The following is a 15,050-nucleotide window of genomic DNA, read 5'->3' as shown; positions in this document are numbered from 1 at the left end:
TTCTGCCTAATCTTTTTTTGTTTATTTCTTAGCTTCTTCCTCTTCTTGCTCCATTAGCTTTTCATATTCTTCTACTTCGTTATCTATCTCATCTAAAAGTGTTTGCATTTCTTCACCAGTTAATTTTCGATCCGCTTTCACTTCTTCTCGTCTTTTCAATAATCCATACGTGATTAACTCGCCGTCTTCCATCGATCTAGCCAAATCCACTGCATTTTCTGCTTCTCCTCGATTAATATAAATCCAATACATCAAATAATCCGCATCTGTTTGCAATGTAATGTTAGACAGTACATTTTTTTTCTGTTCCTCATCTAATCGCTCGTTCGTAACGGAAGCATAGGCAAGTTCATAAAGCACAACGTATGGCATCGATTTCACACTATATGGACTTAAACGTGTGACGACTTCGCTATAATTTTTCCCTAAAAAGAATTCATGGCTAAGGGTATACGCTTCGTTTTTTGGCTTTTCGTGTACGAAATAAATAATAGTAAATATGATTGCAGGAATAATAAGCACTCCAAGTCCAATAGAAAGCCATTTCGTTATAGTCCACTTCTTTTTTGGGAGCTTCACATTCGCTTGTTCTTTTATTTCCAACTGTTCTAGTTGTTGACCGATAAAATCTAATAAAGACTCACTATCTGTCATCGACATTATTTTTTTTCCAGTTTCTTTTAGCTCAAGAATCTCCGAGTATTTCAAATACTCTTCAAAAATAAACGAGGAGTCAATGCTAGCCGCTACAACCGCTTTTGTCTCTAACCAAACTTGCTCCTCATTTGTCTCAAAGGGCGGTAAGCTTCCCATTACACCATAATATAAAAATAAAGGTTCCATCCCTTTGCTATATACAATATTTTCTGGGCAAACGATTAGATTTAAGCGGGGATAAGGATGAGCATACACCTTTTCCACAAGTTGATGTGCAAACATCAATCTCGATTTTTCTTCTTCCAAATGCATCTCACTAAATCGTTTAAAGGAAAGTGGAAATACTGCCTGAATGATTAATTCATCATCCGTTATGACAATGTCCTTCGCTATTTTAGGACTTACTTCTTGTAAAAAGATTATTTCTTCCGTTCTTTTAAAACCGACTCTTTCCTTTTGAAAGATAAACGTCGTTTTATTTTCTTCTTCGTTTATTTCTGCACCTATCCGATTTTTTAAATATGTATGTGAATTAGTGGCCATCTTCTATACTCCTTTAAATAATTTCGATCCGATCACCTGTAGTAACTCCACAATGCTCCAGCGTTAAATGACCGGGAAATAATTTATCTTTATTTACTACACGCACCCAATGACCTTCCCGTGGAGTTTTAGAAATCGCATTTGCTTGCCACGCTATATCAATCATTTTTTTCATCGTATAATAATCGGACAACCTCAAATCCAGCACATCGCCTTCGTAATTAGACAAATCTACTGTTATTTCTATATACATCTTTTCACCTCAAATGTTGGAAAAAGCGCCTTCCTTTGTGGAACGACGCTCTACTATTTCTTGCTTCCGAACCAGAAGTCTTACCCGCGGATTTGACTTGCAATCTGTTGGTCTGCATCTTGCAACGCTTGACCAGCACGGCTTAATTGAATTCCTACTTCACTTAAAAGTTCACGCATTTCATTAAAATGTGGTTTAAGTCTTTCATATTGCTCAGCAAAAGCTGCACTTGAAGACCCTTCCCACATCGATTGCAATTCACCAATCATGCCATCTAAACGACCGATTTGTGAACCAACCTCTCCTGACTCATGGTTGTAGCGAGAAGCCATTGCATCCAGTTCTGCTGGTGTTACGCGAATAATTCCTGACATTCCATACATCTCCCTTATTTTGAAATTTTGTGTCATTTATAAAATAACTGTCTTGGAAAGCAATTAAAGATGTGCGTATTGCTTGAACACTAGCAACTAACCAAGACAGATACTTCCTTCGTTTGTAGTAAAGTAGGAAATATTGCTTCTATAATCCAAGGATTCTATTCCCAACTTAATAGAGTAATAAACCTAAAATATTCATTAAAAACAAATAATTTAAAAAGTTTTAATTGGGGTCAGAATAATTGGATATATATGCAAAAATAAATTCCTAACTTTTCCTTAATATAATAAATAACACTACTCGTGACGAACGTCAAAGTGACAATATTTACATAAAAAATTACTTAGTTCCATGAACTCAAGGACTTTTGTCACATCATTTTAATAATGAAAACTATTTGGCACTTTTTTCATTTCGATTTTTGAAATATGCAACAAAAAAGCAAAAATTCATAATCACCAAATAAAACTAGTACTTTTTAATCATTTTATATCAGAATAGTCAAAAAATATCTCGACATAAAAATACTCAAACCTATGATTTTAATTACTAGGAAAGTATTACAGAATTATTACGGGTGCCAGGCACCTGTAATAATTCTGTAATACTCTTTTAATTTCTAAAAACATAAAAAAAAAGCAAGGAGTAAAGGGAAATCCTTTCTCCTTGCTTTTCATTTATCCATACTCGTAAAACCCTCGTCCACTTTTTCTTCCTAAATGTCCAGCGCGAACTTTTTTGCGTAATAATGGAGGAACTCTATATTTCGAGTCTCCCGTTTCTTCTAATAATGTTTCTGCAACGAACAGCATCGTATCTAGTCCTATTAGATCTGCTAGTGCCAGTGGTCCAATCGGATGATTTGCACCGAGCATCATCCCTTTATCAATATCCTCTGCAGAAGCAATCCCTTCACTAAGAACAAAAATCGATTCATTGATTAATGGAACCAAGATTCGATTCACCACAAATAGCGGTGCATCGACAATGGATATACTTTCTTTTCCAATCGATTCTACTAAACTAGTGACAATATCATACGTTTCATCCGAAGTGTCCGCACCTCGCGCAATTTCGACAAGCTTCATAACAGGAACCGGATTAAAGAAATGCATGCCGATTACTTTTTCTGGTCGTCTGGCTGCAGCAGCTAGTTCAGTTATACTTAGTCCAGATGTATTAGAGGCAATAATTGTTTTTTCACTTAACAATGCACCTAACTCTGCAAACACTTTTTTCTTTATTTCCATATTTTCAATAATAGCTTCGATGACAACATCCGAATTTTTTAATAGCGGAAGCTCCGTTGTGAATTCAATCCGCTCAAACACCCTGTCTATCTCACTTAAATCCTTACCTTGCTTCTTGAATACTCTTTCTAAATTTGTATGCATTGTTTGCTCTGCTCGAACTAACGCTTCCGTATTTACATCGCATAATATTACTTTATGACCTGCATCTGCCATCACTTGCGCAATTCCGTTCCCCATCGTACCGGAACCTAAAACTCCAATCTCCATCTTCTCGCCTCCTTTTGACTTTCACTTTCTAAAAAAATTTGGCAACTGCTGAGCAGTCATTTCAAACTTTGCTGGCCTCTTTTCCATGAACGAATTAATCCCTTCTTTTGCATCAGCTTGCCCTCCAGCCTAATGCAGAAACTTCGATTCAATAAGATGAGACTCTAAAGGTCCTTTTGCACCAAGCATTTCCCACAATAGTTGGCGAGAAAATGCATTAGAAACTACGGACGTATTCTCCGCTATTTCCCGGGAAATTTCGACAGCTTTCGCATATGGATCCTCTACCTCATACTGCACTAATCCGGCATTCAGTGCCTCAGCTGTTGTAAGCATTCTACCAGTTAACACCCATTCCAATGCCTTAGATACTCCGACTAGTTTCGGTAAAAACCAGCCGCTACCCGCTTCAGGTCCTATTCCCCTTCTTCCAAAAACAAAACCAATTTTCGCGTCTTTCTTCACAATTCGAATATCCATCGGCAAAGTCATAGTGATGCCAATACCACTGCCCACGGTTCAGTTGGTAGCACAGCTTTCAATTCCGCTAGCATCTCTTCACACTTCTCAGCCGTCCGTGCATTGAGTAACGAAATAGAACCAACAACACCATTTCGACATGATGCTATAACTGATTCTGTACTTGATACTAAAAACATTGGCGCTACAATAACGGGTAGTTTTAATTTAGTGAACATGATTGGTTTGCTCCCTTACACTCGCTCAATCACAACGGCAATCCCTTGCCCACCACCGATACATAAACTCGCTACGCCGTATCTCAACCCTCGATTTTTCAATTCGTATGCTAATGAAAGAAGAATCCGCGTTCCGCTTGCTCCGACAGGATGACCTAGAGCAATTGCGCCTCCATTAACATTTGTCTTGTCGCGATTCAGTCCCAATTCTTTTTCAACGGAGAGATATTGAGATGCAAAAGCTTCATTCACTTCGATCAAATCCATATCCTCTAATCGAAGATCCGCTTTTTCCAACGCTTGCTTGATTGCCGGTACTGGACCAATTCCCATAATCGAAGGGTCTACCCCAGCAACACCCCATGAAACGATTTTAGCAATTGGCGCAAGTTCATTTTCATTTACAGCTTTTTCACTTGCTACAATGACTGAAGCTGCCCCATCATTTATTCCGCTTGCGTTACCAGGGGTCACCGTACCACCTTTTTTAAACGAAGGTTTTAAAGTCGCTAATTTTTCTGCTGTAACATCTGCTTTTATATGTTCATCTTCCGAAACCAATACCGTTCCTTTTCGAGTGGGAACTTCTACTTCAACAATTTCTTTTGCAAACACACCATTATCACGTGCTGCTCCTGCTCGTTTTTGGCTCAGCAGTGCAAATTCATCTTGCTCCTCGCGCGTTATTTCATATTGCTCTGCTAGCTTTTCCGCCGTCATTCCCATGCCACTACCGACATATTCATCCGTTAGAGTGGAAAGCACCATATCTTCATAAGCGACTGAGCCCATTTTCGAAGCATTAAATCGTGCATTGAAATTGGAATAAGGAGCCATCGACATATTTTCTGCGCCACCAGCTAAAACGATTTCTGCTTCATTCAATAAAATTAACTGCGCAGCGGAAACAACTGACTGAGACCCGGAGCCACATAAACGGTTCACATTATACGCTGGCACCTCTACTGGCACACCCGCTTTCAAGCCAATATGCCGTGATAAAAACGAGGCATTTGTACTTGAGTGAATGACGTTTCCATAAATAACATGATCAACTTGGCTGGCATCCACTTTCGAGCGCTTCAATGCCTCAATCGCCGTGACAGCTCCTAAATCATCTGCTTTCACATGTGCAAAAGAACCTCCAAAACTAGTAAAAGCTGTCCTAGCACCATCTACAATATAAACTGAACTCATTTCATTTCCCCCTTATTCTTTTCGTAAAGCAGTTTTCAGTACTTTCCCACTCGCATTTCTAGGAAGAATGTCGATGAATACAATTTCTTCCGGTAATTTATATTTCGCCAATCGTTTCGAACAGAAAGAAATAATCTCTTCTGCTGTAAGCGTTCGCCCTTCTTTTAACACAATAAAAGCTTTCGGAACTTCTCCGTAAACGGTATGTGGGATTCCAACTACCGCTGCTTCTAAAAGCTCGGGAATTTGGTATAACACTTCCTCTACTTCTACCGGATACACATTCTCTCCAGCACGGATAATCATATCTTTTTTACGATCCACGATATAAAGCAGCCCATCTTCATCAAATCTGCCTAAGTCTCCTGTATACAACCAGCCGTTTTGAATAGTCCTACTTGTCGCTTCGTCATTTTTCAAATAGCCTTTCATGACTTGTGGTCCTTTTGTTACAATTTCTCCCACTTGTCCAACTGGTAATGATTCTCCAAATTCATCTACTACTTGTACTTCAGTTTGTGGTAGCGGTTCTCCCACAGACCCGACTTTTTCTAATGCATAATGGTCTTTTAGTGTGGTAGCTGCTGGGGAATTTTCTGTTTGTCCGTATAAATTTTGAACTTTCACATTTGGATACAATGCTTTGACTTTGCGAACTAATTCATATGGCATTGGGGCTGCCCCGTAAGTAAAGAGGCGAAGATTAGGTAAATGCAAGTTTTCCATTTTGGGTGTATTCAATAAAATACTGTACATGGCTGGAACCCCAAAAAATATCGTAATATCCTCGTGTTCCATCGTATGTAGTGCTCGTTCAGGAGAGAATCCTTCCTCTATCACGATTGTGCCACCAGCATAAATAACAGGAATACTAAAAACATGGCTCGCTGCACAGTGAAATAATGGAGCGACTATTTGCATCCGGTCTTGAGCGTTTAGTTCCATTGCTTCTCCCCATATTTGTGCAACAGCTCTCACATTACTCGCTGTTAACAGAACACCTTTTGGTTTACCAGTCGTTCCGGAAGTATAAAAAACGACACTTGCACGTTCTCCACTCTCAGCTACTTCCTCGAATGTAATAGACGCATCTTCCAATATGTCAATTAAACCTTTGTTTTCATCTACTACAATCGCATCTTGAAATTTTGCAAATGTTTCCGGTATTTCTTTCAAAACTGACTCCATATCTTTTCCATAAATAATCGCCTTCGCTTCCGAATGAGTGAATATGTAGTCCACCTCAGGAGCAGCAAGCTTCGTATTTACAGGCATCACGCTAAATCCACCAAGTTGGCACGCATAATAACAGACTAAGAAATAATCGGAATTGTTCAAGTAAACTGCAATAATATCTTCTTTCTGATAACCCTTTGTTTGAAAATAACCGGCTAATCTTTTTGCCTGCTCGTAAAATTTGGAGTAAGTTGTACTTCTCCCATTAAATTGAGAAATCAGATGGTCGGGTTGTTCTTTTGCGTGTAATGCTAACTTTTCGGTAACGAACATAGATCAAATCTCCTTTTGGTTTTAATGATATTAATTACTTCACTACTTTTAACAAATAATCTGCATACAGTGCTTGTAATTCCTCAATCGTTTTATCCCCATCGGGACTATACCATTGTTGGATCCAGTTCATGGAACCAAGTAATAACATTCTTGCAATTTTAGGTTCTTGTATGGAGAAATCTCCTTCTGCAATTCCTTTTTGGATTACCTGATCAAACCAGGACGCATATTCGTTTCGCTTTTTTAATATCGGGCTAAGCTGATTCTTCGAAAAGGTTTGATCCGGTTTTATAATCATATTAAAGGTTTCTTTTTCTTCAATTGCATATCGGATGTGGATGGCAATCATTTTGCGTAGTCTCTGTTCATTCGATATATCTTCATTAAAACAGTCTTGTAACTCACCAATAGCTTGTCCTAACACCATTTCGTGGCATTGGAATATGAGATCTTCTTTATTTTTAAAATAATAATAGAGAGAGCCTTTCGTCATGAGAAGCTCTGCAGCAATTTCTTCCATCGTTGCACCTTGGTATCCTTTTTGGTTCACGATTTTAACTGCAGATAGTATAATTGCTTGTTTTTTCTTATACAGTTTTTTCTCTGAGAGCTTCATGATGATACCCCCTTTCATTTATAAATCTAATTTCTTAGCAATAATGGTTTTCATAATTTCCGTTGTGCCCGCGTATATGCTCGCTACTGGGATATCTCGGTATCTTCTCGCAATCTCGTATTCTTCCATATACCCGTAGCCACCGTGAAGTTGCAAACATTCTGCTGCCACTCGTTTAGCCATTTCACTAATCCACCATTTTGCCATAGAAACTTCTTTTACAATGTCTTCACTTGCAATATGACGAGCAGTTAAATGATTAATATACGTTCGACCAATATCTATTTCGGTCGCCATTTCTGCTATCTTAAATTGCGTATTTTGAAATTTACTTATCGATTGACCAAAAGCTTTCCGATTTTTTACATAGTCCATTGTGATTCGAAGCATTTCTTCCGCTTCTACTTGGCATTGAATTGCGACAACTAGACGTTCTTGCTGTAAGTTTTGCATAAGGTAATAAAACCCTTTTCCTTCTTCCCCAAGCAAATTAGCTACAGGTACTTTCACGTCTTCGAATATTAACTCGCTAGTATCGCCACTATGCATGCCAATTTTATTAAGTTTCTTTCCATAAGAAAATCCTTCCATCCCTTTTTCCACAACGAGTAAACTGATGCCTCGGTGTGCCGGCTCTGCATTTGAATCCGTTTTACAAACGACAACGACGATATCCGCTATTTGACCATTTGTGATGAATGTTTTTTCCCCATTCAAAATATAAAAATCTCCATCTTTACGAGCGGTCGTTTTCACACCAGCTAAGTCCGATCCAGCACCTGGCTCTGTCATTCCGATTGCAGTTATTAAATCCCCGCTCACACAACTAGGAAGCCATTTTTGCTTTTGTTCTTCCGTTCCTAAACTCGAAATGTAAGGGCTTACAATATCAGAGTGTAAACATATCCCACTTGATACTCCCTGTCCAACTTTTTCTAACTCCTCATTCAAAATCATCGAATACGAAAAATCTAACCCAAGCCCGCCATACGCTTCATCTACCCATGGACATAAAAAACCGCTTGCCCCCATCTTTAACCAAAAATCTTTTGGAATTTCTCGATTCACTTCCCACTGATCAAAGAATGGATACGCTTCTTTATCTAACATCTTCCGCAAAGACTTCCGAAATAACTCATGCTCTTCCGTAATAAAAGATGCTTTCAATTATCCTACCTCCATTAATTTTTTATTCTGAAAATTCTATATTTAAGTACATCATACTACTCTATTTCTAAATGTAAATACTTTTTTGAACAAAGTTTAAATTTTGAATGAAAATATTTACTTTGTACTATACGCTCATAATCGCAAAAATATCTACCCAAATTTCGTTTAATTTTTAAATCTCTAAAATGTTACTGGTGCCAGGCACCAGTAACATTCCTGTAACAAAAAATCTATTTTTTCCCTTCTCACATAAGAAAAAACCTCCTTATAGATGGCTCTATTTAGGAGGTTTGATACTATTCAATGGTTTTTGGGGAATGCAAATTATTATATGTACGAGCACTGTAAGTATTGCGCAATTCTTAACGTCTCAACGATTCACACTATCCACCGCTTGTTTCACATTACTAAACGTTTGAAAGTTTGAAAAGTCAATGCCTGCTCGTACAACTTCCATCGATAGATTCGGCCGCATCCCTGAAAACATGACATGGATGCCTAACAGTTGGAGGACACTATGAAGAATGAAAATTTGTTCAGCAACTTCGGAATCAATCGTTAAAATGCCACTAAAATCAATGATTAAATGCTCCATTGAACGATGCGGTATTGAAGGCACTAAATGATTGATTATATATTGAAAACGTGATGAATCCATAATACCAATTAACGGTAATACGGCAATTCCTTGTTGAATCGGAACAATCGGAGCTGATAATTCATTTATCTCTTTCTGTCTTTCTTCTATTAAAGAATCGTGATAAGCCTCATATGCATTAATCGTCTCAATCATGCTCACATCCATCAAATAACCAATGCGGTTATTTATTTTCACTACGTCCTCAGTTGATAACCCATGATTGATAGAAATTTGTGTAATATATTCCAAATACATTAAGCGGTTTTTGGCAAATGGTTTAATGAATGTAGAAAATTGATTGAACATAGCCGCTTGTTGTTCTCCAACATGTTTACTCCATTTAATTAATTCGACTTCTGCTGCTTCCTCTGTATCTTCAAAAGATTCTGCTAAAAGCACTAAAAACTCTATGTTATGCTTGATAGATCGCTCCAACATTTCCTCTGTTACTGAAAAGTCTACATTTTTCATTCCTTTTTCAGTCATATCTCTTACAATTTTTTCGGCATTGTCTATTAAATATTGACCGACTCTTAATACCTCTTCCATTCGTTCTCCTCGTCTCCTATATAGATGCAGTCGCTATTTTTAATTCCTTTTTAGTGATCTTCCGGTGGGAAGCATTCCAGAACGCTTGCCCTTTGGAAATTAAAAATGCTTGCGGTGACTCATGACGGATTCCCAAATCAGTTTCAATTTCATTAGACACCGAACGATTTTCGATTACTTTAACTAAATAAGTTTCCACTGGAGATTCAAAAGAAGTAAATTCACCATACGCATACGCACTTATCGGGCAAGTCGTACTGTGCTTAAACACTAAAACCGGGTTCTCCTTCGACTCCTCCAAGACATCCTTCCACTGACTAACTGAACTAATCTCCGTGTATGCTACCATGAAAACCATCCCTCCAATATATTTATCCAAAGCTTTATATTCTATTATACAAAACTTAGCTCACCAAACATCCTATACTTCCAAAAAATTTTACTTTTCTCTCTCCTAAAAACGTCCTAGCGCAGTTGCACTAGGACTTTTAGACACCAAGATTATTTATCAGATCGTTCATCAGTCGGTGGTAAATCTTCATAAGGATGTAGATCATCCGTTGATGGAATATTATACCCTGTATCCGGAGATTCATCTAAATAGCCATTTGTTTCACTTGGGCTAAGCTTCCTTTCTTTAGAATCTTGCATATTCTCCTTAAAAGATTCTTTCACCCACTCTTTTTCCGCTTCATACCTTTCCTTCGAAACTTCTGCTTCTTCTAAACTTTTCTCCATTTTACTCAGATAGCGAGCCGCGTGCTCTCGTCCTCCTAACCCAAAGGCCAAACCAAATGCCAATGCTAATCCTCCTAAAATTAGGATAAACGCAGAATTTATTATAGAAGCAGCAATTCCTAACTGGTCTAGTGCCATAAAAAAGGCAAATGCCAAAATCGCATATTTCGCAATATATCGTAAGAAATGTGGGCTTCCCGAAGCATGTGTCAATAAACTGCCGACCAATTTTTCTACTATATTCGCTAACCAAAACCCTACGGCTAAAATAACAATTGCCGCAAAAACAGATGGTAAATAAGCAAAAATTCCAGTTGCCAGTATGACCATAAACTCTAGCTCCAACAACTGTAAAGCCTCTACCACAAATAATAAAACAATGACAACTTGCACAATTACGCCCAACAATGTCGCTAAAGATGGCGCAGTACTGTTACCTGATTGGAGCCCCATCTTACTAAATACTGAATTCACACCGAGTTTTTCAAGTAATGCGACAACGACATTTTTAACCCATTTTGCAATGACTATTCCAACTAACACTAACACGATCGCTACAAAAATCTTCGGTAACATTGCCAAAACATTATGCAACATGGCAATAGCAGGTGCAGAGATTCCTTCTAAGTCCAAAATCTCTAGTGCAGTAATCGAGACAGGTATCATAATAAAGACAAATGCGACAATGCCGAAGACTTTCGACACACTAGTCCCTTCAATAAAGCCCGAAAACTTCAGCTTGTCCGCCAATCGGTCTGCTCCTGTTGACTGTAAAAACTTTTCTATTAAGTTACGAACGAGTTTAGCAACAAACCAACCAATAACCAACACAATAGCAGCTGATACTAACTTAGGTACAAAGTTAAAGAAACTAGCAAGCATCCCCTCGAACGGACCACTTAACCCATCAATCCCTAATGCATTTAATACTGCAGGGATAAATAATAAAAAGATTAAATAGTATGCAACATTCGCTGCAGTATCCGTCCACTTCGTTTGATCCACTTGCTGAGGATCAACGCCCGTTTTTCCAACATATTTATTCAATTTTAGCTTCGAACCAGCCATTTGAATGACCTTTTTTACGACAGTTGCTAAGATCCAAGCAAATAATAAAATCAAGGCCGCTTTTAAGACATTTAAAAATGCACCAGTCAATCCTGAATACATAGAAATAAACGGCGTCGCCATCGTATTCAAATTCAATATATTAAAGAATAAAACAAATGCGAAAATGAGAACAATAGCAAAAACCACTTTACTAATGATTTTCTCGACCGTCCATTTAGACTTTGTATTCCCTAAACGTTCATTCACATGAAATTTCCTCAATAACTTATACGTTGTGTTGTCCAATAGCTTTGCGATAAAAAAGCCTATTAATAAAACGACCAAACCTATCAACAATTCTGGTAACAAGGAAAGGCTCTCTCTCCAATAGTACTCATCCAACATTGCTTCCTCCTCCTTCAAATTCAACCTTCTATTAAACTTTTAATCATTCACAATACTCTGTTACCCCGTACACATCTATTCAAACAATTATTACAGGGGTGTTACCGGTGCCAGGCACCCGTAACACCCCTGTAATATTCCATCGTTCTTTCTCACTCTTGCATTCTCGCTTTTGTTTAACACTTATGATTTAAGGTTATCTATACATAATAGACTTAATCAGCTCGAGAGGAGAATATACATGAAGCACAAAAAACATACAATACTTGCAACTACTCTATTATCATCCACTCTGCTTATTGCAGCTTGCGGAAATAACGATGACACAGATGAAAATGTGCCTACTGGAAAGGCATACGAGCCTGAACAAGAGGAAACAGTCGAAGAAACACTGACCTCAGAAGATCCAGAACTCAAATTTGGATTCCGTTATTTTAATCTTCATATCGATACACCAAACAATACAGAATCAGTTATAGCAGAATGCTACGGCGACTCTGCTATAACTGAAGTAATATATAAAAATATGCAAGTTGCTGCAGACTTAAAAGGAGATGCCGCATATACCTTATTGAAACAAGTTTTTGCAGACCTACAGTTAACCCAAGACATGAGTAAAGAAGAAGTGATTGATCAAGTAACTAAGGCTTTTGATGTACCAGATTACAATAATTTCGATTTGGAAATTGAATTTGAAGACGGAGAAACTAAATCTTACGTGGACAGCAAATAGTAATCTGAACCAAGTAAAGATAATCGACAAAACAAGAAAAACCAAGTCTGTAATTTTAGCGACTTGGTTTTTCGTATACTTTTCTTATACCTGCTACCATTTCAATCTTCCAATTTCGCACATAAAATTCCAAATGCTGTTCCTAAAATAGCACCTGCCGCTACTTCTACCGGCTGATGTCCGAGCAACTCATTTAGTTCTTCCTCTCGTTCCACATACTCAAAACTTGGAAAATTACCAGACAAAGTGGCAATATTATCCTCCAAATCATTCACCAACTGTGCGATTTCTCCAGTATGCCTACGGATTCCTTGTGCATCGTACATAACGATAGCACCAAATACAACTGCCAATGCTGTTTCGGTATGACGAGTTCCTTTATTAGCAGCTACGTATGAGGCAAGAGCAGCAACTCCCGCTGAGTGCGAACTAGGCATTCCCCCGGTAGTGAGGGCTTGTTTCAGATCCCACTTTCCCGTAAGTTTTTTATGCGTTATTATTTTCAAACCTTGAGCTAATCCAATTGCCGATAAAGCAGTAATAATTCCACGATTCATCTTTGTCATTAGAAGCCTCCACCTAGTATATATCCTCTTTTTACATTACCCATTTGAAGGATAATTAATCCTATAAACATATTTCACTTTATCATTACGTATAATCAAACAATATTTTCCACATAATAACACCAGTAGAAAAAGAAATACTTATCAAAAATAGAAAGGAATATAACACTCTTGAATGAAAACATTCGACTCCCTTTTCTAAAAAAGCCACTAGTTCTTACATTCTTCCTTTTACTGCTTGCTATTTTTGATTCCATCTCTACCGACTTCGGCATTCGAAAAGGTCATATCTCAGAAGCAAATCCACTAATGCGCTTCGTATACGAAACCAATATTCCAATTTTTTATTCCATAAAAATTATTCTCCCGCTTCTTTTTATGTATATCATCACCAAACTTCAACCGAAAAAATACATGCAATTCCTAATCATCGTCGCACTACTGCTCTACACATTTGTCCTATTCCAACATCTCTATTGGATCACCATAATAATCAGCACCAGCCTCTAGATTATTACAGTATTGTTACTGGTGCCTGGCATCAGTAACAATACTGTAATAATTCCCCTGCAATACTTTAAATAAAAATCCAGCAACTCAAAAGCTGCTGGATTGGTGTTATTTATTTTTATTGCTTTTTTCTATTTGTTCCCATCTTTTTAAAGAAGGAAAAGGGTCGTATGCCCATTCGACTCGGCCATTGTATTTGTACATACCGTAATGCAAATGCGGTGGAAACTTTCCGGATGTACCTTCTTTTCCATATCCCGAACTACCAACATAACCGATTATTGTGCCAGGCTCGAGTATATCTCCTTCTTTTAAATCTTTCGTATATCCAGATAAGTGGGCATAGTAATGATACGTATTATTTACGTCCCGAATACCGATTCGCCATCCGCCATAATCATTCCACCCCATCACTTCTACCTTGCCGAAAGTAGTTGACTTTACTGGAACACTGTAAGATGCAAACAAGTCAGTACCTTCATGCATTCGCCTGCCGCCCCAGCCTCTTGAGTCACCCCATGTGCTTCTATAACTGTAATTGTGATTGATACCAAGTGGAAAAGCACGTGCATCTAAATTTAACGTTTCAAATTCTTTGTAAATATCTGCATTCGTCATTATTTGCTTGACCGTATCATCACGTTGATAATATTCCTTCAACGCTTTTTCAAAACCTTTTTCCATAATCCCGTACTGCATCAAATATTCGGTTAAAGTAAACATTACATCATCATCATTTTCTCGATCAGCAATTCCGTCTTTATTGCCATCTAATCCACGGCCATTAAAAAATGCAATCGAAGTTAAGTTTGTATCATCACGCAAAGGGTTCAGTAAACCTGTCCAATAATCGTCGGAAAACTGAATAGCAACAGCTCCTTCGCGTTTTGGAATATCATTCCTAACTTCCTGGATATTGCGTTCAAACTGATCAATTGCAGCCAAATAATACCAAGGCAAAACGTCACTCGAATATTTTATATAGTATTCCATTCGTTTTTCTAAAATTTGCTCCCTTGATGGTTCTTCAGCAGCAAAAACAGCCGTGGAAAGAAGAAAGACAAAAACAAATGTAGAAAACGTCAATCTAATCCAGCTAATCAAACAAAATACCTCCTTTTTCTATACATTGTAGCTTTCCCCGCTGACCTTTTTTCATGAATAAATAAAACATGAATTTCTAACCAATAATCGGTTACATTAAGCAAATACAAGTTTTCATAATGGTCAATGAAACTTTTCGATTTAGAAATAAAGCCAGTCATAAAAAAAACGACCACACGCAAGCAGTCGTTTTCTATATTCATCCAAT

The 15,050-nt window shown here is 37.8% G+C and carries 17 protein-coding genes; 2 read left to right on the top strand and 15 right to left on the bottom strand.

Annotated features, from left to right (window positions below; translation table 11 throughout):
- Nucleotides 1-21: 21 nt before the first annotated feature.
- The 13 genes from essB to ACIQ38_RS02990 form a co-directional block, all read right to left on the bottom strand.
- Entirely contained in the window at nt 22-1,200 is a 1,179-nt protein-coding gene (gene essB, locus ACIQ38_RS03050; protein ID WP_402817779.1) for a type VII secretion protein EssB, read from the bottom strand.
- A gap of 13 nt (nt 1,201-1,213) precedes the next feature.
- A complete protein-coding gene (gene yukD / locus ACIQ38_RS03045; RefSeq protein WP_402817776.1) occupies nt 1,214-1,453 on the bottom strand; it encodes an ESX secretion system protein YukD in 240 nt (79 codons plus the stop codon).
- 80 nt (nt 1,454-1,533) lie between these two features.
- Nucleotides 1,534-1,827: a WXG100 family type VII secretion target gene (locus ACIQ38_RS03040; RefSeq protein ID WP_093265042.1), complete on the bottom strand. Its 294-nt coding sequence runs from the start codon at nt 1,825-1,827 to the stop codon at nt 1,534-1,536.
- 684 nt (nt 1,828-2,511) lie between these two features.
- On the bottom strand, nt 2,512-3,354 hold the full coding sequence (locus ACIQ38_RS03035) for a 3-hydroxyacyl-CoA dehydrogenase NAD-binding domain-containing protein (RefSeq protein ID WP_402817773.1): 843 nt from the start codon (nt 3,352-3,354) through the stop codon (nt 2,512-2,514).
- A gap of 129 nt (nt 3,355-3,483) precedes the next feature.
- Nucleotides 3,484-3,846: an enoyl-CoA hydratase-related protein gene (locus ACIQ38_RS03030; RefSeq protein ID WP_402817770.1), complete on the bottom strand. Its 363-nt coding sequence runs from the start codon at nt 3,844-3,846 to the stop codon at nt 3,484-3,486.
- Nucleotides 3,843-4,052, bottom strand: coding sequence for a hypothetical protein (locus ACIQ38_RS03025; protein ID WP_402817767.1), 210 nt, complete (start codon nt 4,050-4,052; stop codon nt 3,843-3,845). The genes ACIQ38_RS03030 and ACIQ38_RS03025 overlap by 4 nt, the downstream gene beginning before the upstream one ends.
- Nucleotides 4,053-4,067: 15 nt before the next feature.
- Nucleotides 4,068-5,249 carry an acetyl-CoA C-acetyltransferase gene (locus ACIQ38_RS03020; RefSeq protein WP_402817764.1) on the bottom strand — a complete coding sequence of 394 codons (1,182 nt, stop codon included), beginning with the start codon at nt 5,247-5,249 and terminating at the stop codon, nt 4,068-4,070.
- Nucleotides 5,250-5,261: 12 nt separating this feature from the next.
- On the bottom strand, nt 5,262-6,758 hold the full coding sequence (locus ACIQ38_RS03015) for a class I adenylate-forming enzyme family protein (protein ID WP_402817761.1): 1,497 nt from the start codon (nt 6,756-6,758) through the stop codon (nt 5,262-5,264).
- A gap of 34 nt (nt 6,759-6,792) precedes the next feature.
- The gene (locus ACIQ38_RS03010; protein ID WP_402817758.1) at nt 6,793-7,377 is read right to left on the bottom strand and encodes a TetR/AcrR family transcriptional regulator; all 585 of its coding nucleotides are present in this window, start codon (nt 7,375-7,377) and stop codon (nt 6,793-6,795) included.
- An 18-nt stretch (nt 7,378-7,395) separates the two neighbouring features.
- Nucleotides 7,396-8,544 (bottom strand): acyl-CoA dehydrogenase family protein, encoded by a 1,149-nt coding sequence (locus ACIQ38_RS03005; protein ID WP_402817755.1) that lies wholly within the window; start codon nt 8,542-8,544, stop codon nt 7,396-7,398.
- A 373-nt stretch (nt 8,545-8,917) separates the two neighbouring features.
- Entirely contained in the window at nt 8,918-9,736 is an 819-nt protein-coding gene (locus ACIQ38_RS03000) for an STAS domain-containing protein (protein WP_402817752.1), read from the bottom strand.
- Nucleotides 9,737-9,752: 16 nt separating this feature from the next.
- Nucleotides 9,753-10,085 (bottom strand): bacillithiol system redox-active protein YtxJ, encoded by a 333-nt coding sequence (gene ytxJ / locus ACIQ38_RS02995; protein ID WP_402817749.1) that lies wholly within the window; start codon nt 10,083-10,085, stop codon nt 9,753-9,755.
- A gap of 152 nt (nt 10,086-10,237) precedes the next feature.
- The gene (locus ACIQ38_RS02990; RefSeq protein WP_402817746.1) at nt 10,238-11,929 is read right to left on the bottom strand and encodes a mechanosensitive ion channel; all 1,692 of its coding nucleotides are present in this window, start codon (nt 11,927-11,929) and stop codon (nt 10,238-10,240) included.
- 241 nt (nt 11,930-12,170) lie between these two features.
- Here ACIQ38_RS02990 and ACIQ38_RS02985 point away from each other — a divergent pair, with 241 nt between their 5' ends.
- Nucleotides 12,171-12,662 (top strand): YusW family protein, encoded by a 492-nt coding sequence (locus ACIQ38_RS02985; protein ID WP_402817743.1) that lies wholly within the window; start codon nt 12,171-12,173, stop codon nt 12,660-12,662.
- Nucleotides 12,663-12,763: 101 nt separating this feature from the next.
- Here the strand turns inward: ACIQ38_RS02985 and ACIQ38_RS02980 are convergent, their stop codons facing one another.
- Nucleotides 12,764-13,228, bottom strand: coding sequence for a divergent PAP2 family protein (locus tag ACIQ38_RS02980; RefSeq protein WP_402817740.1), 465 nt, complete (start codon nt 13,226-13,228; stop codon nt 12,764-12,766).
- A 171-nt stretch (nt 13,229-13,399) separates the two neighbouring features.
- Between ACIQ38_RS02980 and ACIQ38_RS02975 the strand changes: the two genes are divergently transcribed.
- On the top strand, nt 13,400-13,738 hold the full coding sequence (locus ACIQ38_RS02975) for a DUF5658 family protein (RefSeq protein ID WP_402817737.1): 339 nt from the start codon (nt 13,400-13,402) through the stop codon (nt 13,736-13,738).
- Between the two features lie 108 nt (nt 13,739-13,846).
- On the opposite strand, the gene ACIQ38_RS02970 is transcribed toward ACIQ38_RS02975, so the two are convergent.
- A complete protein-coding gene (locus ACIQ38_RS02970) occupies nt 13,847-14,842 on the bottom strand; it encodes a M23 family metallopeptidase (protein WP_402817734.1) in 996 nt (331 codons plus the stop codon).
- Between the last annotated feature and the right edge of the window lie 208 nt (nt 14,843-15,050).

Source organism: Psychrobacillus sp. NPDC096389, assembly GCF_044762855.1.
Taxonomy (GTDB): domain Bacteria; phylum Bacillota; class Bacilli; order Bacillales_A; family Planococcaceae; genus Psychrobacillus.
This window is presented reverse-complemented; position numbering and strand designations above follow the sequence as displayed.

What these genes read in the sequence shown, in the direction of transcription:
- essB (WP_402817779.1), bottom strand. Translation starts at nt 1,200, where the DNA reads ATGGCCACTAATTCACATACATATTTAAAAAATCGGATAGGTGCAGAA.
- yukD (WP_402817776.1), bottom strand. Translation starts at nt 1,453, where the DNA reads ATGTATATAGAAATAACAGTAGATTTGTCTAATTACGAAGGCGATGTG.
- ACIQ38_RS03040 (WP_093265042.1), bottom strand. Translation starts at nt 1,827, where the DNA reads ATGTCAGGAATTATTCGCGTAACACCAGCAGAACTGGATGCAATGGCT.
- ACIQ38_RS03035 (WP_402817773.1), bottom strand. Translation starts at nt 3,354, where the DNA reads ATGGAGATTGGAGTTTTAGGTTCCGGTACGATGGGGAACGGAATTGCG.
- ACIQ38_RS03030 (WP_402817770.1), bottom strand. Translation starts at nt 3,846, where the DNA reads ATGACTTTGCCGATGGATATTCGAATTGTGAAGAAAGACGCGAAAATT.
- ACIQ38_RS03025 (WP_402817767.1), bottom strand. Translation starts at nt 4,052, where the DNA reads ATGTTCACTAAATTAAAACTACCCGTTATTGTAGCGCCAATGTTTTTA.
- ACIQ38_RS03020 (WP_402817764.1), bottom strand. Translation starts at nt 5,249, where the DNA reads ATGAGTTCAGTTTATATTGTAGATGGTGCTAGGACAGCTTTTACTAGT.
- ACIQ38_RS03015 (WP_402817761.1), bottom strand. Translation starts at nt 6,758, where the DNA reads ATGTTCGTTACCGAAAAGTTAGCATTACACGCAAAAGAACAACCCGAC.
- ACIQ38_RS03010 (WP_402817758.1), bottom strand. Translation starts at nt 7,377, where the DNA reads ATGAAGCTCTCAGAGAAAAAACTGTATAAGAAAAAACAAGCAATTATA.
- ACIQ38_RS03000 (WP_402817752.1), bottom strand. Translation starts at nt 9,736, where the DNA reads ATGGAAGAGGTATTAAGAGTCGGTCAATATTTAATAGACAATGCCGAA.
- ytxJ (WP_402817749.1), bottom strand. Translation starts at nt 10,085, where the DNA reads ATGGTAGCATACACGGAGATTAGTTCAGTTAGTCAGTGGAAGGATGTC.
- ACIQ38_RS02990 (WP_402817746.1), bottom strand. Translation starts at nt 11,929, where the DNA reads ATGTTGGATGAGTACTATTGGAGAGAGAGCCTTTCCTTGTTACCAGAA.
- ACIQ38_RS02985 (WP_402817743.1), top strand. Translation starts at nt 12,171, where the DNA reads ATGAAGCACAAAAAACATACAATACTTGCAACTACTCTATTATCATCC.
- ACIQ38_RS02980 (WP_402817740.1), bottom strand. Translation starts at nt 13,228, where the DNA reads ATGACAAAGATGAATCGTGGAATTATTACTGCTTTATCGGCAATTGGA.